The sequence below is a fragment of the Hymenobacter convexus genome, assembly GCF_030580955.1.
GTDB lineage: Bacteria > Bacteroidota > Bacteroidia > Cytophagales > Hymenobacteraceae > Hymenobacter.
Map to the genome: position 1 here is coordinate 67,928 of NZ_JAUQON010000001.1, position 22,133 is coordinate 90,060.

Here is a 22,133-nt window from a genome sequence, read left to right on the forward strand (position 1 = left end):
CTTTCCCCGGCTAAATCTACTGCCGCCCGGGCAAACGATGCTAGTCCCGCTTGCCCTTCAGCATGGTTTTGAGCGCGGCCAACTCGTCGCGCAGCTTAGCAGCGGTGAGGAAGTCCAGGTCCTTGGCGGCGGCCTCCATCTGCTTCTCGGTGGTTTTGATGAGCTTTTCGAGCTCCGGCTTGGTCATCATGGCCACCACGGGCTCGGCGGCGAGGGCCAGGGCGGTGCCGCCATCGTCGGGGCCGGCGTAGGCCTGGGTGTCCAGCACGCGGTAGTCGGCCAGGTCGGTCTGGCCCATGATTTCGGCGTGGCTCTTGCGCACCGTGCGCGGCGTGATGCCGTGCTCTTGGTTGTAGGCCAACTGGGTGGCGCGGCGCCGGTTCGTCTCGTCAATGGCGCGCTGCATCGAGCCGGTCATGCGGTCGGCGTACATAATCACCTTGCCGCGGTCATTCCGGGCGGCCCGGCCCATGGTTTGAATCAGGCTGCGCTGGTCGCGCAGGAAGCCTTCCTTGTCGGCATCCAGAATGGCCACCAGGCTCACCTCGGGTAAATCGAGGCCTTCGCGCAGCAGGTTCACGCCGATGAGTACGTCGATTTCGCCCAGCCGCAGCTTGCGCAGAATTTCCACGCGGTCCAGCGTTTTCACGTCGGAATGCACGTACTCTACCTTGATGCCGAGGCGGTCCATGTACTTGCTCAGCTCCTCGGCCATGCGCTTGGTGAGGGTCGTCACCAGTACCCGGTCGCCCATTTTCACACGGTTGTCCACCTCGTCCAGCAGGTCATCAACCTGGTTGAGGCTGGGCCGGATGTCGATTTCGGGGTCGAGCAGGCCGGTGGGGCGGATAATCTGCTCCACCACTACGCCGTCGGCCTGGGCCAGCTCATAGTCGGCCGGCGTGGCCGACACATACACGGCCTGCCGGAACATGCTCTCGAACTCGTTGAAGGTCAGCGGCCGGTTGTCCAGGGCCGAGGGTAGACGGAAGCCGTACTCGATGAGGGCAGTTTTGCGGCTGCGGTCGCCGCCCCACATGGCCCGGATTTGGGGCATGGTGGCGTGGCTTTCGTCCACCACCAGCAGGTAGTCGTTGGGGAAATAATCAAGCAGACAGAACGGGCGCGAGCCTGGGCTCCGGCCATCGAAATAGCGCGAGTAGTTCTCGATGCCCGAGCAGTAGCCCAACTCCCGAATCATCTCCAAATCGAACTCCGTGCGCTCCATGATGCGCTTGGCTTCGGCATCGCGGCCTTCCTTCTCGAAGTAGGCGTGCTGGTGCACCATGTCGTCCTGAATCTGCTTGATGGCCGAGTTCAGCGTCTCCTTACCGGTCACAAACAGGTTGGCCGGGTAGAGGGCAATGCCGTGGGCTTCGTCGCTCAGCTTCTTGCCGCTCACCGGGTCAATCTTGTGCACCGACTCGATTTCATCGCCAAAGAAGTAGACGCGAATGGCGTAGTCGGCATAAGCCGGAAACACGTCCACCGTGTCGCCCTTCACCCGAAACGAACCCCGCGTGAACTCCACCTCGGTGCGCGAGTACAGAATCTGCACGAACTGATAGAGCAGGTTATTGCGCGTGTAGCGCATGCCCGGCTTCAGGAAAATGACGTTTTTGGCGAATTCCTCAGGGTTGCCGATGCCGTAGATGCACGACACCGAGGCAATGACGATGACGTCGCGCCGCCCGCTGAGCAGGGTGGAGGTGGTGTGCAACCGCAGCTTCTCGATTTCCTGGTTGATGGCCAGGTCTTTCTCGATGAAGACGTCGGTGCTGGCGATGTAGGCTTCCGGCTGGTAGTAGTCGTAGTAGCTGATGTAGTACTCGACGGCGTTGTTCGGAAAAAACGCCTTGAATTCGCCGTAGAGCTGGGCGGCCAGCGTTTTGTTGTGGCAGAGCACCAGGGCCGGCTTGCCGGTTTCGGCAATGACGTTGGCCATGGTGAAGGTTTTGCCGGTGCCGGTGGCGCCGAGCAGCACCTGGGCCGGCTCGCCGTTGTTCACGCCTTCCACCAGCTTGGCAATGGCGGTGGGCTGGTCGCCGGTGGGCTTAAATTCAGAGGTCAGTTGGTACTCCATGCAACGCGAAAGGTAGGCCGAATAGGTCAGCCTACCTTAACCCTAACGGAGGAAATAGGGTTTCGCGGGAAGCGGGAAAAGCTGGCGAGCCGTGAGGTGGAAAAGGTGAAAACAGAACGTCATGTCGAGCTTGCCGAGACATCTCGCTTGCGCCGCCTGTCATCCTGAGCGCAGCGAAGGACCTTTTCACAGCTGAACAACCAACGTTCAAACGCGAGAAGGTCCTTCGCTGCGCTCGGGATGACAGCTGAGCTTCTACCGCCCGAACTCCATCCCCGCCTCCAAACCAAAGCTATACGGGCGGCTCTGGGCCAGATAGCTCTGCGCCGGATGGGCATTCAGCGGCGTTAAACCCAACTCAGCCACCGGGCCGAGGGTGAGGGCCCAGCCCGCCGTGGCGGGGCGGAACTGCGCGCCGGCCGCGCCGCGCACGCTGCCCAGCACCCGGCGGTAGGGTCCGGCCGAGAGGACGGAGTAGGTTTTGGTAGCTTCCGGCTCGCCTTCCACATCGCTGCGGGCACCGAGCAGGGCACTCACCACGCCGCCGAGGCGGCCGTAGAGGCTCCAGCCGCGCTTCACGGGGTTGGAATAGCTCACTTGCAGCGGCACGCTGCCCATGCGGTAGCGGAAATTGGTGGTCCGCATCTGGCCGTTGGTGAACGAGCCCAGGTCGTAGAGTTGCTCGCCCACAAAGGAGGCCGTGGAAGCCGACTGGGCGGTAGACTGACTGAATTCCAGGCCCGTGCTGGCCGACCAGTGGCCCTTGAGGTGGCGGGTGGCCAGCAGCGCCAGGCGCTGGCTCAGGCCGGGGCGCAGGTTGTCGCGGTATTGGGCGGCGGCAGCCTCCGTCAGCTTCGGCGAATCAGGGCCCAGAGCGGGGTTGTAGCCAAACTCAGGCTCGATGCCGGCCCGCGAGAAATTCACGTTGGGGTTGAAAACCGAAGCTGCGTAGCTCACGCCGTAGTGCCATTTGCTGAGCTCGGCGGCGGGCGTGGGCTCGGGCAGGGCCACGGTGGCCAGGCCGTTGGGCAGCGCTGGGCCGTTGGTCAGGCTGAGCGTAGCCGGGCGGGCGGCGAGGAAGCCCACCTGCTGCGGCCCGGCCACGGCCGAAGCCTGCGCCAAGCCTGCCGAAGCAGAAGTTGCACCGGTTGCTTCCGATACACCCAAGCCAGTGGCGGTAGCAACCGAAGCAATGCCGACCGGCGCGGTGACAGCAGCAACCAGACCAGTCTCCGTGGTACCGTTGGTGCCAATGCTACCAGCAGCAAACGGCCGGCCGCCTTGCGCGACGATGGCGCTGCGGCCAGTGGTCTGGGCAGCAGCTGCATCAAGCGTTGCGCCCGGCGTGGCACTGCTGTTCCGGCCAGCTTCGGCGCGAGCATCGCGCTCGAAGCCGCCGCGTACCGAGGCCGCGCCGATGCCGGTGCCAGCGGGCGCGGTATTGGCGGCGTAAGCAGGCGTGGCGTTGCTGCCGCGGCCATTCAAGCCGTTTGTGGAAGATGCACTGGCGCCAACGGTGCCGGCTGAGGTGCCAGCCGTAGCAGACTGATTTGCTACACCGTTTAAGCTACCGTTTTCAGAAAAGACCCGGCCGGCCGAAGAGGCAGCCGAGTTGGCCGGCTGGCCGTTGCGCGCGGCGGCCGGGGCCGTCACGGTAGCAACTTCGGCGCCGCGGAAACCGCCGTCGTGCTGGGCCCACCAGCCGGTGCCGGCCAGCGAGGCTAGAAACAGGCTGGCCGCCGCCACCCAACGCGTAGCCACGAGCCGCTTGCGGTAAATTTCGTTCTGCCGAATCAGCAGCGAATTGTCAATCTGGTCCCACAGCATGGGGCGCGGCGGCACGGCGGCCTCCTCGCCCAGGTGGTGGCGAAACAGGTCCTCCAGGCTACCGGTGGTTTTAGGCGTAGTGTTATCGTCGATAGGATTAGCTGACATGGCGGGTTGGATTGCCGAGGCGCTCCAGTTTAGTTTGTAAGATAACGCGGCCCCGGGAATACTGCGACTTGCTCGTACCCTCCGTAATGCCTAATAATTCGCCGATTTCCTTGTGGGTGTAGCCCTCAATGGCGTAGAGGTTGAAAACCATGCGGTAGCGCGGCGCCAGCTCCTGCACCATGGCCAGCAGCTCCTGGAAGTTGTAGTTGCTGAGCGTAAATTCTTCGCTGGCCAGGGTTTCGGGGTATTCGCCGTCGCTCACTGCTACCAGCGAGGCATTGCGGCGGTGCTGGCGCAGGGCGGCATTAATCATGATGCGGCGAATCCAGAACTCCAGCGGGCACTCGCGCCGGAAGCTGCCCAGGGTGCGAAACACGGTGAGGAAGCCTTCCTGCAGCACGTCTTCGGCCTCGAAGGTGGTCTGGGCGTAGCGCAGGCACACGGCCATCATTTTGCCGGCGTACTTGTCGTAGAGCAGTTTCTGGGCGAGCTGGCGGCCGCGCAGGCAACCGTCGATGAGCTCGGCTTCGGTGGGCGGACTGGTCACAGCCGAGTGGCGGCTGGCGGTGAGGCGCGGCGCCACGGGCGTGGCGGGCTGGTCGGGCAGTACATCGTCGGCCCCGAACGCAAACCAGGTCGCGGCGCTCATGCCGACAGCCGGTAACCCGTGCCGGCGGGGGAGAAGGTAGTAGAGAAGGTCATTTTCTGCAGCATGGAAAGGCGAGTCGGGCCAGGAAAATCCAGGCCCGCAAGAGGCGTGTTGCAAGGGAGATGCAGGCGGCCGCCAAAGGGTTGCAAGCAGGTTGCAAACCTTCCAAAACAACAACTGAAGCATGGCGACCCACCAATCCATTCCCGAAGATATTTAATACTCGTGCAACAACCCTGACTGCAATTTCAGAGTTGAGACTGAACGAGGTAGAGGCGGGGTTTTTCCCGCCTGGGCGCTTGTGCCGCGACAACAGTTCCGTTCGACGCCCGGGCGGGGGCATGCCCCGCCTTACATCGTTCTAACCTTTTCCAATCACCTTAACCCCTTTCGCATGAAGACTCTTGTGCTGTTTTATTCCACCTATGGCCACGTTTGGAAGCTGGCCGAAGCCATTGCCGAAGGCGCCCGCCAGGTAGCCGGCAACGAAGTCGTGGTGAAGCGCGTGCCCGAAACCCTGCCCAAAGAAATTCTGGACCAGACCGGCGCTACTGGTGCCCAGCAGGCCTTCGCCCACGTGCCCGTGGCCACCCCGCAGGAACTCACGGAGTACGACGCCATCCTCTTCGGTACGCCCACGCGCTACGGCAACCTCTGCGGCCAGATGCAGGCCTTCATGGACAGCACCGGTGGCCTCTGGGCCAAGGGCGCGCTGGTGGGCAAAGTGGGCGGCGCCTTTGTGAGCACCGCCACCCAGCACGGCGGGCAGGAAACCACCCTGCGCAGCTTCCACACCGTGCTGCTGCACCACGGTTTCGTGATTGTGGGCCTGCCCTACGCCTGGCAGGGCCAGATGGGCCACGAGGAAGTGACCGGCGGCACGCCCTACGGCGCCAGCACCGTGGCCGGCGGCCAGGGCGAGCGTCAGCCCAGCGAAAACGAGCTCGAAGGCGCCCGCTTCCAGGGCCGGCACACGGCCGAAATCGCGCAGAAGCTAGCGGCTAAATAGCGTGATTCAGCCTTCGTTGTAAGTTCATAAATATGAATAGCCGCTCCTTCAGGGGCGGCTATTTTCGTGGGTATAATATGCGGAGTCTGCTGCGCACGGACGTGTAAAAAGTGCTTTCCTTGGCTTTAAACTAAGAAATTAGTTTTATAAGTGCTTATTTTTTAATGGGTAGTGTAATAAAATAGTTGGTGGTGCGATATACCTCTGGCTTGGCTGGTACTTTTGTGGCCGGCGCAACGCTTTCCTGCTTTCCACATCTTTCGCCACACCTTCTTTCTGCAAATGAAACACACCCTACTCGGCTTGTCGCTTCTGGCGACCTGCGCTAGCTCTGCCTACGCCCAAACGCCGGCTGCCCCGGCCACCACCCCCACCACGGCCCCCGCTAAACCCGCCGCGCCCAAGCCGCTGGTGCTGCCCGACGCGCCCAAAGGCACCGGCCGCCTCAGCGGCACCGTGCTCGACGGGACCACCAAAAAGCCCGTGGAGTTTGCCACCGTGGCCCTGCTGCCCGCCACCGGCGACACACCCATCGACGGCACCGTGGCCGATGAAAAGGGCCGCTTCAGCCTGCGCGGGTTGGTGCCGGGCACCTACCGCCTGCAGCTCAGCTTCCTGGGCTACGCGGCCCTGACGCGGGACGTGACCGTGACCGGCGGCAACACCGATTTGGGCCCGCTCAGCCTCGCGGCCAGTGCCCAGCAACTGGGCGACGTGACCGTGACCGGCGAAAAGGAAACCGTGGAAGTGAAGCCCGACCGCATTGTGTACAACGCCGACCGCGACCTCACCAATAAGGGCGGCGTGGCCGCCGACGTGCTGCGCAAGGTGCCCCTGCTCAACGTGGACCTCGACGGCAACGTGCAGCTGCGCGGCTCCAGCAACATCAAGGTACTCATCAACAACAAGCCCAGCAGCATCCTGGCCGGCAACCTAGCCGATGCGCTCAAGCAGCTGCCCGCCGACCAGATTGCCTCCGTTGAAGTCATCACCACGCCGGGCGCCAAGTACGACGGCGAAGGCACGGCCGGCATCGTGAACATCATCTTGAAAAAGAATAACCTGCAGGGCGTGAACGGCAGCGTGAACGCCGCCGCCGGCAACCGCAGCTCCAACGCCGGCGGCAGCCTCAACGTGCGCCGCGGCAAGGTGGGCGTGAACACCAACCTCAGCAGCTACCTCTACTACAGCCCCAGCGCCAGCAACTCGGAACGCACCAACTTCGGCAGCTCGCCCGATAACGTCATCTCACGGCTGAACCAGAACGGCAGCGGCGACAACATCGGCGGTGGCGCCTACGGCCGCATGAGCCTCGACTACGACCCCGCCAAAAACCACAGCCTCACGGTGGGCTTTAGCGGCAGCCTCAACCGCAACCACAACGAGAACCAGCAAACCAACGACCTGCGCGTGTTCAGCGGCCCCACCGCCAGCCAGCTGTTCACCCGCGCCGCCGAAAATAACTACAACTCGTCGAGCTACGACGTGAATGGCACCTACACGCGCACCTTCGAGGGCCAGCCGCGCCGCGAGTGGAGCCTGCTGGCCCAGCACTCGCGTAACCGGAATTTGCAGCCCTACGCGCTGAATCAGTACCAAAACCAATACACCGCCACCGGCCTGCCCAACTACCGCGAAAGCAGCGACAACCTCTCGCGCAACCTCGAAACCACGCTCCAAACCGACTACACGCACCCCATCGGCGACAAGCGCAGCGTAGAAGTGGGCGGCAAAGCCATTCTGCGCCAGGTGCTGAGCGACTATCAGATTCAGACCGCCACCGGCACCGACGCGCCATTTGTGGTTGACAAGCAGCGCTCCAACGTGTTCGACTACGACCAGAACGTGGCCGCCGCCTACGCCACCTACGGCTTCCCGCTGGGCAAAAAGCTGAACTCCCGCGTGGGTACCCGCCTGGAACGCACCGACATCGTGGGCCGCTTCCAGCAGAACGACATCACGCGCTTCACCAGCGGCTACACCAGCCTGCTGCCCAACGCCAGCATCAACTACACCCGCAAGCCCGGCAGCAGCATCCGCCTGGCCTACAGCCGCCGCATCCAGCGCCCCAACATCTACTACCTGAACCCCTACGAAAACCGCGTCGATAAATTCAACGTGAGCCGCGGCAACCCCGAGCTCGACCCCGAGTTCACCGACAGCTACGAGCTGAACTACAGCACCTTCGTGAAAGGCTCGGTGCTCAACTTCTCGCTCTTCACACGCCAGACCAACAACGCCATCGAAACCGTGCGCACCCAGCGCCTCGACACCACCGTGAGCACCTTCGCCAACGTGGCCCGCAACCGTACCTACGGCGCCAGCGTGTTCGGCTCCTTCAAGCCCACCACCAAGTGGGAAATCAGCGGCTCTACCTCGTTCAACTACGTGGTGCTGCGCTCGGGCTTCCTCAACACCACCAACGAGGGCCTGATGTACAACTTCAACCTGAACTCCACCTACAAATTCACCAAAACCCTGAGCGCGCAGTTCTACGGCGGCATCAGCTCATCGCGCGTGCAGCTGCAGGGCCGCTCCTCCGCCTGGAACTACTATTCCATGGGCATCAAAAAGACCATCCTGAAGGAGAAAGGCGACCTCACGCTCAACGCCGACAACTTCATCACCGCCCGGCGCGACCTGAACTCCTACGTCAGCACGCCCGCCTTCAACCTGGAGCAGCACAACTACATCGCCCTGCGCGGCATCCGCCTGGCCTTCGGCTACCGCTTCGGCAAAATCGAAGCCGCCCCGCCCAAGCAGCGCCGCAGCATCCGCAACGACGACACGAAAGCCGGCGAAAGCCAAGGCGGTCAGCAGTAGGCAGCCCCCGTCATTGCGAGGCCACAGGCCGTGGCAACCGAAGGACGTTGACAAGTGCAACCTCACCGCCCATTCCATATCTCCCATGCCGCCTCGGCCTGCAGGCACAGCATCTCGAAGCCGTTCTTCACCTGCGCGCCCGCTTCCTTGCCTTTCAGCATAAACAGCGTTTCGGCCGGATTATACACCAGGTCATACAGGTAGTGCTGCTCGGTGAGGGCCGCGTAGGGCAGCGGCGGGCACTCATCGGTGCGCGGAAACGTGCCCAGTGGCGTGGCATTGATGATGAGCGGATGCGCCGCCAGCAGCTGGGGCGTCAGGTCGGCGTAGGTGAGGCCAGCGCCCAGCGGGTCGCGGCTTACCGTCCAGTACGCAATGCCCAGCTCCTGCAGCGCCACCGCTACGGCCTTGGAGGCCCCGCCGGTGCCCAGCACCAGCGCCCGCGCCTCGGGCCGCAGCGGGAAAAACCGCCGCAACGATTCTCGGAAGCCGATGTAGTCGGTGTTGTGGCCGCGCAGGCGGCCGTCGGGCGTCCGCTCAATCACGTTCACGGCGCCCACGCGGGTGGCCGAGGGCGCCAGCTCGTCCAGGTAGAGCATCACCGATTCCTTATAAGGCACCGTCACGTTCAGGCCCACCAAATCGGGGTGGGCGGCCAGCAGGCCCGGCAGCTCGTTCACCGAAGCCAGCTCGAACAACTCGTACTGATGGTCGCCCAGGCCCAGCGAGTAAAACTTCTGGGTGAAATACGTTTGCGAAAACGAGTGGCTGAGGGTGCGGCCGATAAGCCCGAACTGGCGCATGGGAAGGTGGATAGGGGAGGGCTTCAAAAGAACACAAAAAAACGCCCCCGACCTTTCGATGGGGGGCGTTTCGCTGAAAAGTGACAATTTATCGTGGGCAAAAGCTGACGGGCTGCTTAGCGCGCATCGGCCGCCGGCTGGGCGCCAAACTTGCTTTTAAGGAACGACCACAGCGGCGGCAGCACCGAAATCAGGATGATGGCATAAATCACCAGTGTGAAGTTGTTCTTCACCACCGGAATGTTGCCGAACAGGTAGCCCGCCAGCGTGAGCGAAACCACCCACAGCGCCGCCCCCGCAATGCTGAAGGAGGCAAAGTAGCGGTACGTCATGGTGCCCACGCCGGCCACAAACGGCGCAAACGTGCGCACAATGGGCACGAAGCGCGCCATGATAATGGTTTTGCCGCCGTGCTTGGCATAAAAAGCCTGCGTCTGGTCGAGGTACTTGCGGTTGAGGAACTTGTAGTTCTCGCGAAACACGCGCGGCCCCAGGTAGTCGCCCACCAGGTAGTTCAGGTTATCGCCGATGAAGGCCGCCGCGATGAGCAGCGGAATCAGCAGCCAGATGTTGAGCAGGGGGTGGCCCGTGTCGGGGTTGGGCTGGGCGGCCAGCGTGCCGGCCACAAACAGCAGCGAGTCGCCGGGCAGGAAGGGCATCACAATCACCCCGGTTTCGGTGAAAATGATGAGAAACAGAATGAGGTATGTGAGGTTGCCGTAGTCGTGCACCACGTTGACCAGCGTCTTGTCGAGGTGAAGTAAGAGGTCGAAAAAGTGCTTAATGATTTCCATGCCGGGCCTGATGTGAGCCACAAAGAAAACGGCTGGGCACCGAAGTGGCCGCTTGGCGGCATTATTTCCGGGTGGGGGTAGGGCGGGCGGGCGCTGGGGCTTACCTTTGCGCCCGCTTAAGCGGTGGCCGGCTGAAGTTTAATTATTTTTTTCTGCTGTTTCACTTCTGCCGGAAAAAACCCTTTCTGCATCGTGCGGGCCCTATTTTACCCAAAAAAAGTTGCCCCAACCGGCTGCTTGCCGCCGCCTGTGCTTCAATAATGGCATGACCTGTGATATGCGGCCCTGCAACGGTCCCCCGGTGGCACGTTCAGTGTTGCATTGCTTTCAGGCCACCCCAACCTCTGCAATTCCTTTGCCGTTGCAGGACGTAGAAAAAAAATTACCTGAAGAATGATTGTTTATCAAGGAGGCGATTGGTGGCGGGCCCTGTGGCATTTCCACACCTCCGCCGTCATCCGTCTGTTGCTGAAGCGCGTGGCGCTGGTCGGACTCTACGGGTCGGCCATCGCCGTGATTAGCATCGACTTTCACACCCTCAACGTGCGCATTGGGCGCGAGTACCTGTCCATTCTGGGCATTTTGCTCAGCTTGCTGCTCGTGTTCCGCACCAACACCGCCTACGACCGCTACTACGAAGGCCGCGGCGTGTGGGGGCAGCTCGTGTCGCACTGCCGCGGGCTGGCCATGGAAATGAACGCCCTGCTCCCCCGCGAGGCCAAATCGAGCCGCCGCTACTTTGCCGCCCTCATCTCCAACTTTCCCATTGCCCTCGAAGGCAGCCTGCGCAACCGCGTGCGCTTCGACAAGATGGAAGCCACGCCCGACATCATCGACCGCCTCCAAAAGGCTGAAAGCGTGTGTTCTACCATCATTGCCGTGCTCATGGAGAGCGTGGAGCAGCTGCGGCAGGTGCAGATTTTCGACCCCATTCACCTCATCAACATCAAGCAGCACTACCTGGGCATGATGACCGTGAACGGCACCTGCGAGCGCATCAAGGCCACGCCGATTCCGTATTCTTACAGTTTTTTCATCAAATGCTACATCACCATTTTCATCATGATAATGCCGCTGGTGCTCGTCGATTCCTGCGGCTGGTGGATGGTGCCCATCACCATGATTGGGGCTTACGCCATGCTGGGCCTGGAGATGATTGGCAACGAGATTGAAAACCCCTTCGGGTACGACAGCAACGACCTGCCCATCACGCAGCTTTCGAACAAGATTCGGGTAAGCGTGCATGATTTGCTGGGCGTGGAGCTGCCCGCCGAGAAAAAGGCCCTGGCCAATATTCCTTACAGCATCGTTCACTAACCCTTAACGTGGGTGGCTGTCGAGCTGCCAACTGTTTGGTTCGGAAGCTCATGTGCTGAATATAGCAAAATGCTTATTTATAATCATTTGAACAAAATCTTTCATTTTTCTCAAACCGTTCCACCTTTTTTTGACACCTGCGTATATGCGCCTCGTGACGAAACACAGGCTTTTCGTTTCCCTCCTTTTTACATCCAATTCCCAATCCAAATGCAAACTTTAATCTTTACTCAGAAGCTGTTGCGACAGCGGCGCTTTCTCAGCTTTTTGCTCCCGCTGTTCGCCATTTTTGTCGGTCTGGGGACTGTGCAAGCACAGACCATAAGCGGCACCAATTTCTTTGTCGATAATACGCCTGGCACCACTAACACAACTTACGGTGGCAGTTCTGCCGTGACGCCAAACTTCAGCGGTGCAAACTTCGGTAGCTTCAACATCAACAACCCGAATGACTTGCTGCTTAATGGCGGTGAATTGACGTTCACCAGCACTGTTGCACCAACGGGGGCTCAGTTGAACTACACTATTTACTCCGTCACCACGGGCAATGCAGTTGGCCCTACGCAAAACATCCCACTCGGCACTCCGACTCAAAGCGGCAACGTTTATACTTATAGCCTGAGCAACGCCCAGCGGAGCTTGATAAGCTTGGTCCCTAACTCAGGTGACTACGAAATCGACGGCAACTTTACTGTAAACTATGGTACCCGGTCAAGTGCTGCGGTTATTTCGGACGGGATTCGGACGGCATCTTTCAATGTAACGGGTACGCGCCCCGTGCCTAGCTCGGTTACCTTCTCGAACGAGTCGGTTACTGTCGACCAAGGCAATGGCAACCGGACCTACAACGGTACCGCTTTCAACACGACGCTGGTAGACCAGAAGCCGGGCTCGACCACTACGCCGGCTTTCGATATCAATACGGGCAACCTGATTCTCAGAGGCGGTTCGGTGAGAACTACTGAGACGGGCACTTACGTCGTAAACGGCGCTTTCCTGGATTACAACGTGTATAGCCCCAGCGGCACGACGGTTACTACCGGTACGCTGCAACTGACCCAGGCCCCCAACCCGTCGGGCGGGGTTCGCGATTTCTCGCTGACCAGCGGCACCACCGACCTTATCCGGCTCGTGAACACGGCTGGCGCAGGGTATACGCTCCAAGTTACTTTCCATGCCACGTACCAGGAGAATGGCACGGGTATTCCGTCACGTGCCAACGACACGAATACCTACAATGCGCGGTTCGATGTAGTGGGCACGCAAACGCCCGCTCCGACTATCAACCCGAACACCATTCAGATTGCTGCTGATAACAACACCACGGGTACCTCTTACTTCTTCCCGAACAACCCTTCGGCTACCCCGCAGTACCCGAACTACACCTTCACTTCCTCTACCAATGCTGGTGGTGTTCAGGGCGCATTTGACATCAACAATGGCCAGTTGCGCTTAACCAATACGACGGTTGCCACGACCGAAGCCGGTACCAACACTGTAACCAGTGTGGTGCTGTACTACCGCACTCGCTTGGCTTCTTCGGGCGGCGGAGCTTATCAGCCTATCACCCTGACCCAGTCGGGCCCGACGGTTGGCGGTACCCGCACGTTCGTAATCGACCCCAACTCCACCACCAACGTCAACAACCAGCCCAACCTGATTGCCACCCCGGCGGTGACCGCCCCTGGCAACTATGTGGTGGATGTTTATTACCAAGCCAACGGCGTCAATTCAACGACGGGTATGACGTTCAGCGTGGCCTATCCGCCAACGGGTAGCTACTCGGCCTTCTTCACGGTAGCTGGTACGCCCATTGCCACCACCATCTGGACGGGTGCTTTCAACGACGACTGGTTCAACTCGGCCAACTGGACCAACGGTGTGCCGGACGAGAACAAGAATGCCCTGATTCGTGACCTGGGTGCTGGTGTTAACGTGCCTTACCCCAACATCAACTCCGGTGTGGTAGTGTACGTGGGTAGCTCGACCAACGTGGCCTACGATAACACGAACTCGGGTCCGGCCAAAGTGCGCAACTTCACCATGGGCGGCACCTCGCAGGCCCAGCGCTCCATTGCGCGCCTGGTGAAAGGCCAGCTGCAAGTGTTCGGCGACTTCAATAACAACTACAACAGCTTTGTTCAGCGCGAGAATACGATTATCGAGTTCGCCGGTGTGTCGAGCCAGGACAACTCGATGCCGGCCCTCGCTTCCAATCCGGTTACGCAGGTAATCACGGGCGGTACCTTCGAGCGGGTTGATATTTCGGGTGGCGGCAAGAAGCAGGTAACGGGCGTGATGAACATCTCCGAATCATTGAACTTCCTTACGCCTGACCTGTATGCGGCCGGCCAGCCCAATGTTGTGCGTCCGAACCCAGTTACTGCGCTGGCCGCCAACGCTGGTGTGCTGTACACCGATGTTTCGGTTGCACCTCCTTTGAGCCTGCCTGCAATCGTACTTGCTGACCGCGGCAGCTCGAATGCCAACAACGGTGCCCAGATTAACGGCGAAACTGATTTGTCGTTCCTCTACGGCTATGTAACGACCAGCCGGGCACAGGTTGGTGTCAATGACCCCCGTACTTTTGGTAATATTGGTTTGGACATCACCTTCACCGGCGTCAATGCGCCTGGTAAAGTAGATGTGACCCGCAATACGGTAGAAGCGTATTCGCCGGTAGTTGGCAAATTTGGCATCCGCCGCATCTGGGGTGTACGTCCTGCCGACCCCAATACCAACAACGGCGGCTTGCAGGCTACTATGGTGTTCCACTACCGCGACAGCGAAACCCGCAACCTGAATGGCTCTACTACCACTATGCCTGGTGTGGGCACTATTCCTGAGGCCAACCTTATTGCTTTCGTTTCGACCAACTCGGGCAACACCTTCGGCGCTCTGGGCCGCGACGGCGCTGTGGATGTGACGAACAACCGGTTGACCAAAACCGGTGTCACCGCCTTCGCTACCTTCACCCTCGGCGACCAGAACAACCCGCTGCCCGTTCGCCTCACGGCTTTCGACGCCAAGCGCTTCGGCAAGAACGCCCTCGTGACCTGGCAGACGGCTACCGAGCTGAACAGCAAAGGCTACGAAGTGCAGGCTTCGACCAACGGCACGGAGTTCCACACGGTGGCTTACGTGGCCAGCGCTGCTCCTAACTCCACGAAGCTGACCAACTACAGCTACGAAGACAAGACGAGCTACAGCGTGAACACGGTGTACTACCGCTTGCACCAAATCGACCTTGACGGCAAGGACGCCTACTTCGGCCCCCGCACTGTCAACTTCGATGGCAAAGCAGCCGCTTCTACCGCCGTGGCTTACCCGAACCCCTACAACGCCAACGACGAGCTGCACATTGCAGTGGAGTCGAACGACGCTGGCAAAGGCACGCTGCGCATCACCGACATGACCGGCCGCACGGTGCGCGAAGAGTCGATTGAGCTGAACAAAGGCTTGTCCGACATGCCGGTGAACGGCGTGAAAGAACTGAAAGCCGGCGTTTACATGGTGCGCGTGACGCTGCCTTCCGGCGAAACGAAGACCCTGAAAGTGGTGAAGCAATAAGCTGCCCCACGCCCACGAAAAAAGGCCGGCTCCCGCAAGGGGGCCGGCCTTTTGCTTTTGCTATTAACTGGCTAACTGGCTGCTTATCGAGCCGAAAGCCGCATCTGGCTTAGCCGCGGGGCATGGAGGTGCCGGGCTTGGTGCTCTTGGCGGCCGGGTGGAACATGGGGTCCACGGCATCCATGTCGAGGAAGTGGGTGAAGGTGTCGCCGCGCAGGCCCAGGCGGATGGTTTCGAGGCTCACCACTTCGTTGGGGGCGATGTTGCCCACGTTCACGTTGGAGCCGAGCAGCTTGATGAACCACACCTGCTGGGCCTTCTGCGGGGCTTCCCAGATGATTTTCTCGGCCGGAATCTTAGTCAGGATTTCCTCCACCAGGCCCGAGCGCACCTCGCCGGTGCTCCGGAACAGGCCCACGTTGCCACCCTCGCGGGCTTCGCCGATGACCTTGATGGCGCCGGCTTCGAGCTCGGTTTCCATCTGCGAAATCCATTTGTAAGGCGGAATGATTTTCTCGGCATCCTTCGAGCCCACTTCGCTCAGTACGCGCACGCCCTTGCTCAACTCGCGGATGTACTCGCACTTTCGGCCGTGGTCGAGGTCGATGCTGCCGTCCGATACCTCGGCGTATTCCATGCCGAACTTGTCGAGCAGACGGCGGTAGTCGTCGAACTGGTTGCGTATGATGAAAGCTTCGAACAGCGTGCCGCCGAAGTACACCGGAATGCCGGCCGCGCGGTAGATTTCAAGCTTGCGCTGCAGGTTGGGCACCACGTAAGAGGTAGCCCAGCCTAGCTTCACCACGTCGGTGTAGGCGCCGCCCACTTCCAGAAAATCTTCCACTTCGCGCAGGCTCATGCCTTTGTCCATCACCATGGTGTAGCCTTGCTCGCGGGGCTTGGCCGTGCGCTCGGGAAGTTGAGAGAGGTCGTAATTCATCAATTTCGGGGTAAAAGGGGTTAGTTAAGGAGAAAACAGTAGCCGGAAACGGGTGGAGCCGGCAACAAAAAACCGCCCGTTCGCGAGAACGGGCGGTTACAAAAGTAGCGTCTAAGCGAGGGAAATGTTATTTCCGAAACTGCTCAATCAATTTCTTGAGGCCCGGCTGCTCCCGCAGCTCCGGGAAGTAGTCGAACAGCAGCACGTGCTGTTCGTAGTTAAGCGTGAGAGCCGTTTCCAGGGTGTTGTAGGCCTCGCGCATGCGGCCATCGGCCAGCAGGTAGGCGCACAGCATGTAGTGGAAGTGCGCCTCGTGCGGGTGCAACTCCACGGCGTGGCGCACCAGGTCCACGGCCTCGGAGAAGTGGCCCTGCTCGTAAAGGATGGCGCTCCAGCTCACCCAGCCCTGCACGTCGTCGGGCGCCACCTCAGTGGCTTTCTCGTACGATTCCAGCGCGCTCACCACGTTTCCCACCTGGTTTTCGGCCGCGCCCAGCGCCGACCAGTATTCGCCGCTCTCCGCGTACAATTCCGTAGCCTTGCGGAAGTAGTGGATGGCCTCGAACCAGCGCCCCTGCTCCTGCAGCAGCACGCCCTGGCCAAACCAAGCCTCGTCCATCTCGGGGTTCAGCTCCAGCGCCTGGCGGTAGTATTTGCGGGCGGGCTCCCACTCGCGCAGCTTCTCGTAGCACTCGCCGATGTTGCACAGCGCCTCATCCGTTGGCTGGCCGGCGGGGTAGGCCTGCTCAAACTCCGCAATAGCCTTCTGGTACTCCTGCTGGCACACGAAGGTGTCGGCCAGCCAGTGGTGGGCGTCGTGAAAATCGGGGCTGATGGTCACAGCGTAGTCGAACGCTTCAGCGGCCTTGGTAAAGTCTTCGCGGCGGTACCAGTACTGGCCCAAGTTGTACCAGGCCGTAGCCGAGTACGGGTCGTCGTCGGTGAAGCGCTTGAAGAATTCCTCGTGTTCCTCCAGACGGCCCGTGATGTCGAGGCAGTGCAACAGCTCCTGCACGCCGGTTTCGTTGTCGGGGTTCAGGCGCAGGCTCTGCTTGTAGTGCTTGGCCGCGCTCTTGAACTTCTGCCAGCTCTGGAAAGCCAGGCCCAGGTTGAAGTGAATGTCCTCGCGCTCAGGCTCCTGCTCCAGGCCGGCCCGGAAAAACTCCACCGCCTCGGCAAATTCGCCGCGCTGCGTGCTGATAATGCCCCGCGTCACGGCCACGTCGGCGTTGGTGGGGTCGAGTTCGGCCACGGCGTCAATTTGGCGCTCGGCTTCGGTGTAGTCGCCGCGCATGGCCGTCACCTGGGCGCGGTCAATCAGCAGCTCCGTGGAGAAGGGGTATTGGCCCAGCGCGGCCTCGCAGGCCTGCAGGGCTTTGTCAAATTCCGCGTTGGTGACGTAGTGGTCGATGATGTTCTCGAAGTCCTCCAGGTCGAAGAAAACAGACTCCTGCTGGGCCAGCATGCGCTCGAAGCGGCGCACGGTGTCCAGCACAGTCCGGTGGTTTTCAAAATGTTCGTTCATGCGCATAAAATCGCAGTTAAGTGGATTAATCGGGGTTTTGTGAACGGACGGCCTGGGCGTCGGATAATAAAAGATAGACCGTCGGCAAACCGCTGTTCACTCCACTTGCTAGTACTCTGTCAATGATAACAAATATTGGGCAAAACCGTGCAATCCGGCTCTTGCTAAGATACGATAACCGCCGGGGCGCTGGCCGGGTTTTCGCTCAATCCGGCCGCGCACCAGGCCAGCGTGTCGGCTAACGGCCGGAATGTGAGCCCGGTAGCGCTTTGGACTTTGCCGTGCGCGTACACCACCGGCCGGCGCCCAGCCCGGGCCGTGTCTTTCGTAATAAGGGGCCGGGCGCCGGTGAGCACGGCGCGGGCGTGCTCCAGGCGCCAGATAACCTCGGCGGCCCAATCGGGCACGGCTACGGTGGGCGGGCGGCGCTGCAAAGCCGCCGCCGCCTGCCGGAAAAAGTCGCCCAGCGGCAGGGCCTCGGCGCTCAGAATGTAGCGTTCGCCGCTCACCTCCGGGTGGTCCAGCGTCAGGGCCAGCAATTGGGCCACCACGTCGCGCACGTCCACGAAGTTGACCAGCCCGCGGGTGTAAAAACGGTGCTGCTGGTGGGCGTAGCGCAGCAGGCGGGTACTGCTGCGGTTCCAGTCGCCGGGCCCCAGCACCACCGACGGATTCACGATGACGGCCGACAGGCCCTCGGCCACGCCCCGCCAAACCTCCAGCTCGCCCAAGTATTTCGAGGTCGCATAAGCCGGATGGGCCGCGCCCAGGTCCCAGGTAGCCGCTTCCGTCACGGTGAGCGTGCCGGTGGCCGTGGCCGCCCCCGAAGGCAAACCCAGCGCCGCTACCGACGACACGTACGCCAGCCGGATGCCCGGTCGCTCCAAGCAAGCATCAACCACGGCGGCGGTGCCTTCCACGTTCACTTGCAGCAGTAGCGTTTCATCTTGTGGCGCGTACGACACCAGCCCCGCGCAGTGGAATACGTGCGTCACCTCAGGCGTAAGGGCAGCCCGTAGCTGTTCGGTGTCGAGCAGGTCGCCGGCTATCCATTCCACGCCCGGTGCGGCATTGGTAGGCACCGCACCCCGGTGCAGGGCGCGCACCGGCAACCCTCGCTCGCGCAGGGCCCGCAACAGAAAGGAACCAATGAGGCCCGTGCCGCCGGTGACGAAAATCATGGTTTCAGTGGTGGGGGGATGAAAGATTAGCGTTTTTCGTTTGTCATCCTGAGCGTAGCGAAGGACTTTGTCACTTCTTAACGGTCAACCGTGATAAGGTCCTTCGCTACGCTCAGGATGACAAGCACTGATTATCGACCCCACTCAAAGTGTATTATTCAGCAGCGGTAACTTCAGCAGCTTCTCCAGATAGGGCTGGGGCACGGTGCGGCGCAGCAGCGTGTCGGTATGGCGCAGGTGGTGCGTGTCGGTGCCGACGAAATCGACCAGGCCGCCGTCAATCAACTGCTCGGCCACCTTCTTGGCGCCCGGCGAGTAATAGCCCGCCAGCGAGTTCAGATTGACTTGCAGCAACACATCGTAGTCGCGGCGCATCTTCTCAATTTCCGCAAAGCGGCCGTACAGATACGTGTAGCGCTCGGGGTGGGCCAGCACGGGCCGGTAGCCCTGGGCTTTCATCTCGAAGATGATTTCAAACAGGTTGAGCGGCTCGTTCATGTACGACGTCTCGAACAGCAAATACCGCTTCTCGCCGCCGAAGGTGAGCATTTCGGTGCCGTCGGCCAGCTTGCGGCCCAGAAATTCGTCCAGGTAATACTCCGCCGCGCAGTCGAGCTCCACATCGGTGATGCCGGCTTCGACGGCGGCATCGCGTAGCAGCTGCAGCGCCGCCCGTATGCCCTCCGGGGTGTTCTTGTAGAAGTCGCCCATGATGTGGGGCGTCATCACCAGCTTGCGAAAGCCCAGCTCGCGCAAGGCGCGCAGCAATTCTACCGAATGCGCCACCGTCTCGGCGCCGTCGTCGAGGCCGGGCAGCAGGTGCGAGTGCATGTCGGCGTTCAGTGCCGCCAGGGCCGCCTTGGGCGGCGCCGAAGCCGCTACGGGCGCTGCCCCGCCAAAAAGCTTTTGCCAGAGCGAAGCCATCTACTTGCGGGGCGTTAGGTGAAAAACTTCTTCAGCTTTTGGCCAAAGGTGAGGGGGCGGCTGGCCGGCTCTTCATAGTAGCCCTGGCCGTAGCCGCCGTAGTTGCCGTAGCCATAGCCGTAGCCATACCCATACCCATACCCATAGCCGTAGCCCGCGCCCGCCGGGGCATCATTGAGGATGGTGCACATGTTCGTGAAATTGTTGCTGCGCATGAGGCGGTTCATGTTCTTAATGAATGCCTTGCGTGAATAATCGGCCCGCACGATGTAGAGCGGAATGTCCGCTTTGCGCATAATCAGGATGCCGTCGGTAACGAGGCCTACGGGCGGGGTATCAATCAGAATCACGTCGTAGGTCCGGTACAGTTCCTGAATCATGGCATCGAACCGGTCGCTCAGAATCAGTTCCGACGGGTTGGGCGGCGTGGGGCCGGCCGAGATAAACTGCAACGACTCGATGGAGGTCTGCTGAATGCACTCCTGCACGCTGTGGCGCTCAATGAGAATGGTGCTCACGCCCTTGGTGTTTTCGGCGCTGAAGGCCAGGTTTACCTTGGGCTTGCGCATGTCCAGGTCAAGAATAACCACCCGCTGCCCCGACAAGGCAATGATGCCGGCCAGGTTCACCGTCACGAAGGTTTTGCCTTCGCCCGAGATGGTAGAAGTGACCGAAATCAGCCGCTTTTTCTTCGAAGAGCTGATAAAGTCCAGGTTCGTCCGAATGGAGCGAATGGACTCGGAAATGGCCGATTTAGGGTTCTTATCCACTACTAGGCGCGAAATCTCCATCTTCTCCTTGTCGTAGGTGGGGATGATGCCCAGCACCGAGGCTTTGGTGCTGCGCTCCAACTCCCGCACGTTCGTCACGGTGTTGTGCATGAAGTAGCGCACCGCAATCAGGCCCAGACCCAGAAACAGCCCGCCGGCCAGCCCAATGGCGTAGGCCAGGAGCTTGTTGGGGAAAATGGGCGCGCCCGGCAGCGAGGCCGGCGACAAAATCGTGAAGTCGGCCACGTTGCCGGCTTTCTGAATCTCGAAATTGATTTTCCGTTCGAACAGGTTCAGGTATTGCTTGCCGTATTGCTCCACTGGGCGGCGCAGGCGGTCTTGCTCGGTGGCCTGGGCGGGCTTGTCCTGCAGCGAGGCGTTGAGCTTGCCGCTTTGGTCGGCCAGCATCCCCAGCTGGCGGCGCAGCAGTTTTTCGTCCTGCTGCAAAATGCGCCGGATTTTGTTGCGCGTAAACTCCAGGTTGGCAATCCGCACCTGCACCCCCTCGGTTTTGTCGGTGCTGGAGCGCCGCAGCCGGCGCAGCTGCCACTGCTGGTCGTTCAGGTCGTTGAGTCCGCTCGCGAGCTGGGGGTCTTCGAGGCCCGCAATGGCGGGAATGCTCTCCTCCACCCGCTCGTCTTCGGAGGTGGTAATGCTTTCCTCCTTTATCAGCCGGCTGAGTTCGGCCAGCAGGCTCAGCTTCTCATTCAGGACAACTTTGTCGGTTTCCAGCTTTTCCAGCCGGTCCATGAGCGTGCCCACTTCGGCTTTCACATCGTAGGTTTTGTTCCGCTCGGTGAAGGCCTGGAGCCGCGCCTCGGCATCCTGCAACTGTTGTTTGGTGTCGTTGAGGGTTTTGTCCAGGAATTTGGTTTGCAGGTCCACCGACTGCGCTTTCTGCGCCATTTTCGCCTGTTTGTAGACCGTGTCTATTTTGTTGACGATACTCTGAGCCTTAATGGGAGTGAAATCTTTAAACGAGATGCCAATGGTATTGGCGTCCGGGTTCACGATTTCTACGGCCAGGTTTTTATCCAGATAAGCATTAACCGCCCCCGCATCCTGAATGGTGAAATGGTAATCCGATTCCAGCACCGTTTGGTTGAGGTGGCGGGTGCCATCAATCTGGAGTTGAATACCGGGCAGGTTGATGGGCTGGCCCAGGGCATATTCGCCCCCCAGCGTGTTTCCCTGGTTGATGAAATCCAGCTTGAAGCGCTGCAGGCTGGTGAATTTTAGGCTGAACTTGCGGTTGTAAAGGCTCGGGTCGGTAATGGTGTATTTGACGTGGAACGGCGACGTGCCGTAGAGCTCCGTTTCCAGCACGGTGCCCTGCACGTAGTAATTCACGTCCAGCGCCAGCGAATCCTTGAGGCGCTGGTAAATGACGTTGGACTTGATTAATTCGACCTCGCCGGCCAGCTTGCTGCCGCGGCCTTTGTCGCCGGCCGGGGCTATCTGTTCGGCAATGCCCAGGTCGCTGGCCTGCGCGCGCTCATCAAGTTTCAGCAGCGACGCCGACTGGTACACCGGCTTGGTGTAGCGCAGGTACAGCCAGGAGGCCGTCACGCCCAGCACAATGAGCAGCAGCATCCACAGCAAGCTGCGGCGCGCCACCAGCACCAGGGTGGTCACATCAAGGCCCGCGGAGTCGTCCTCTTCCGCGTCGTTGAAGGGAGTGGTGGGCGGGGCCGTCACTCCCCCCGCCGCGTTGCGGATGAGTTCTTCGAGCTCGAGGTTTTCGTTTATAGCCATTGCACTAGAATTGCCAGATTTGCCCGCTCCACAAAGGCGGTATAAGTATACGTGA

At 60.7% G+C, this 22,133-nt stretch carries 14 protein-coding genes; 4 read left to right on the forward strand and 10 right to left on the reverse strand.

Annotated features, from left to right (window positions below):
* Nucleotides 1–40 precede the first annotated feature (40 nt).
* The 3 genes from uvrB to Q4S41_RS00220 form a co-directional block, all read right to left on the reverse strand.
* On the reverse strand, nt 41–2,083 hold the full coding sequence (gene uvrB / locus Q4S41_RS00210; RefSeq protein ID WP_305029123.1) for an excinuclease ABC subunit UvrB: 2,043 nt from the start codon (nt 2,081–2,083) through the stop codon (nt 41–43).
* Nucleotides 2,084–2,338: 255 nt separating this feature from the next.
* On the reverse strand, nt 2,339–4,018 hold the full coding sequence (locus tag Q4S41_RS00215; RefSeq protein WP_305029124.1) for a hypothetical protein: 1,680 nt from the start codon (nt 4,016–4,018) through the stop codon (nt 2,339–2,341).
* Nucleotides 4,008–4,667 carry an RNA polymerase sigma factor gene (locus tag Q4S41_RS00220; protein ID WP_305010171.1) on the reverse strand — a complete coding sequence of 220 codons (660 nt, stop codon included), beginning with the start codon at nt 4,665–4,667 and terminating at the stop codon, nt 4,008–4,010. Before Q4S41_RS00220 ends, Q4S41_RS00215 begins: the two co-directional genes overlap by 11 nt.
* A 394-nt stretch (nt 4,668–5,061) precedes the next feature.
* Here Q4S41_RS00220 and wrbA point away from each other — a divergent pair, with 394 nt between their 5' ends.
* Nucleotides 5,062–5,676, forward strand: a complete 615-nt coding sequence (wrbA, locus tag Q4S41_RS00225) for an NAD(P)H:quinone oxidoreductase (protein ID WP_305029125.1) — start codon at nt 5,062–5,064, stop codon at nt 5,674–5,676.
* Nucleotides 5,677–5,958: 282 nt separating this feature from the next.
* Entirely contained in the window at nt 5,959–8,499 is a 2,541-nt protein-coding gene (locus Q4S41_RS00230) for a TonB-dependent receptor domain-containing protein (RefSeq protein ID WP_305029126.1), read from the forward strand.
* A gap of 62 nt (nt 8,500–8,561) precedes the next feature.
* Here the strand turns inward: Q4S41_RS00230 and Q4S41_RS00235 are convergent, their stop codons facing one another.
* Together Q4S41_RS00235 and Q4S41_RS00240 are read right to left on the reverse strand one after the other, a co-directional pair.
* Complete coding sequence (locus tag Q4S41_RS00235) at nt 8,562–9,302, reverse strand: shikimate dehydrogenase family protein (protein WP_305029127.1); 741 nt, start codon at nt 9,300–9,302, stop codon at nt 8,562–8,564.
* Between the two features lie 116 nt (nt 9,303–9,418).
* On the reverse strand, nt 9,419–10,096 hold the full coding sequence (locus Q4S41_RS00240; protein WP_305029128.1) for a DedA family protein: 678 nt from the start codon (nt 10,094–10,096) through the stop codon (nt 9,419–9,421).
* 393 nt (nt 10,097–10,489) lie between these two features.
* On the opposite strand from Q4S41_RS00240, the gene Q4S41_RS00245 reads away from it, so the two are divergent.
* Both Q4S41_RS00245 and Q4S41_RS00250 read left to right on the forward strand, forming a co-directional pair.
* Complete coding sequence (locus tag Q4S41_RS00245) at nt 10,490–11,413, forward strand: bestrophin family protein (RefSeq protein ID WP_305029129.1); 924 nt, start codon at nt 10,490–10,492, stop codon at nt 11,411–11,413.
* Between the two features lie 777 nt (nt 11,414–12,190).
* Nucleotides 12,191–14,983, forward strand: coding sequence for a T9SS type A sorting domain-containing protein (locus tag Q4S41_RS00250; RefSeq protein WP_305029130.1), 2,793 nt, complete (start codon nt 12,191–12,193; stop codon nt 14,981–14,983).
* Between the two features lie 109 nt (nt 14,984–15,092).
* Here Q4S41_RS00250 and Q4S41_RS00255 read toward each other — a convergent pair whose 3' ends face one another.
* From Q4S41_RS00255 to Q4S41_RS00275, 5 genes are all read right to left on the reverse strand, one after another.
* Nucleotides 15,093–15,923 carry a phosphosulfolactate synthase gene (locus Q4S41_RS00255; protein WP_305010164.1) on the reverse strand — a complete coding sequence of 277 codons (831 nt, stop codon included), beginning with the start codon at nt 15,921–15,923 and terminating at the stop codon, nt 15,093–15,095.
* Nucleotides 15,924–16,050: 127 nt separating this feature from the next.
* Nucleotides 16,051–17,448 carry a tetratricopeptide repeat protein gene (locus Q4S41_RS00260; protein WP_305029131.1) on the reverse strand — a complete coding sequence of 466 codons (1,398 nt, stop codon included), beginning with the start codon at nt 17,446–17,448 and terminating at the stop codon, nt 16,051–16,053.
* 164 nt (nt 17,449–17,612) lie between these two features.
* The gene (locus Q4S41_RS00265; protein WP_305029132.1) at nt 17,613–18,629 is read right to left on the reverse strand and encodes an NAD-dependent epimerase/dehydratase family protein; all 1,017 of its coding nucleotides are present in this window, start codon (nt 18,627–18,629) and stop codon (nt 17,613–17,615) included.
* Nucleotides 18,630–18,773: 144 nt separating this feature from the next.
* Complete coding sequence (locus Q4S41_RS00270; protein WP_305029133.1) at nt 18,774–19,553, reverse strand: tyrosine-protein phosphatase; 780 nt, start codon at nt 19,551–19,553, stop codon at nt 18,774–18,776.
* Between the two features lie 14 nt (nt 19,554–19,567).
* Nucleotides 19,568–22,078: a polysaccharide biosynthesis tyrosine autokinase gene (locus Q4S41_RS00275; RefSeq protein WP_305029134.1), complete on the reverse strand. Its 2,511-nt coding sequence runs from the start codon at nt 22,076–22,078 to the stop codon at nt 19,568–19,570.
* Nucleotides 22,079–22,133: the final 55 nt, after the last annotated feature.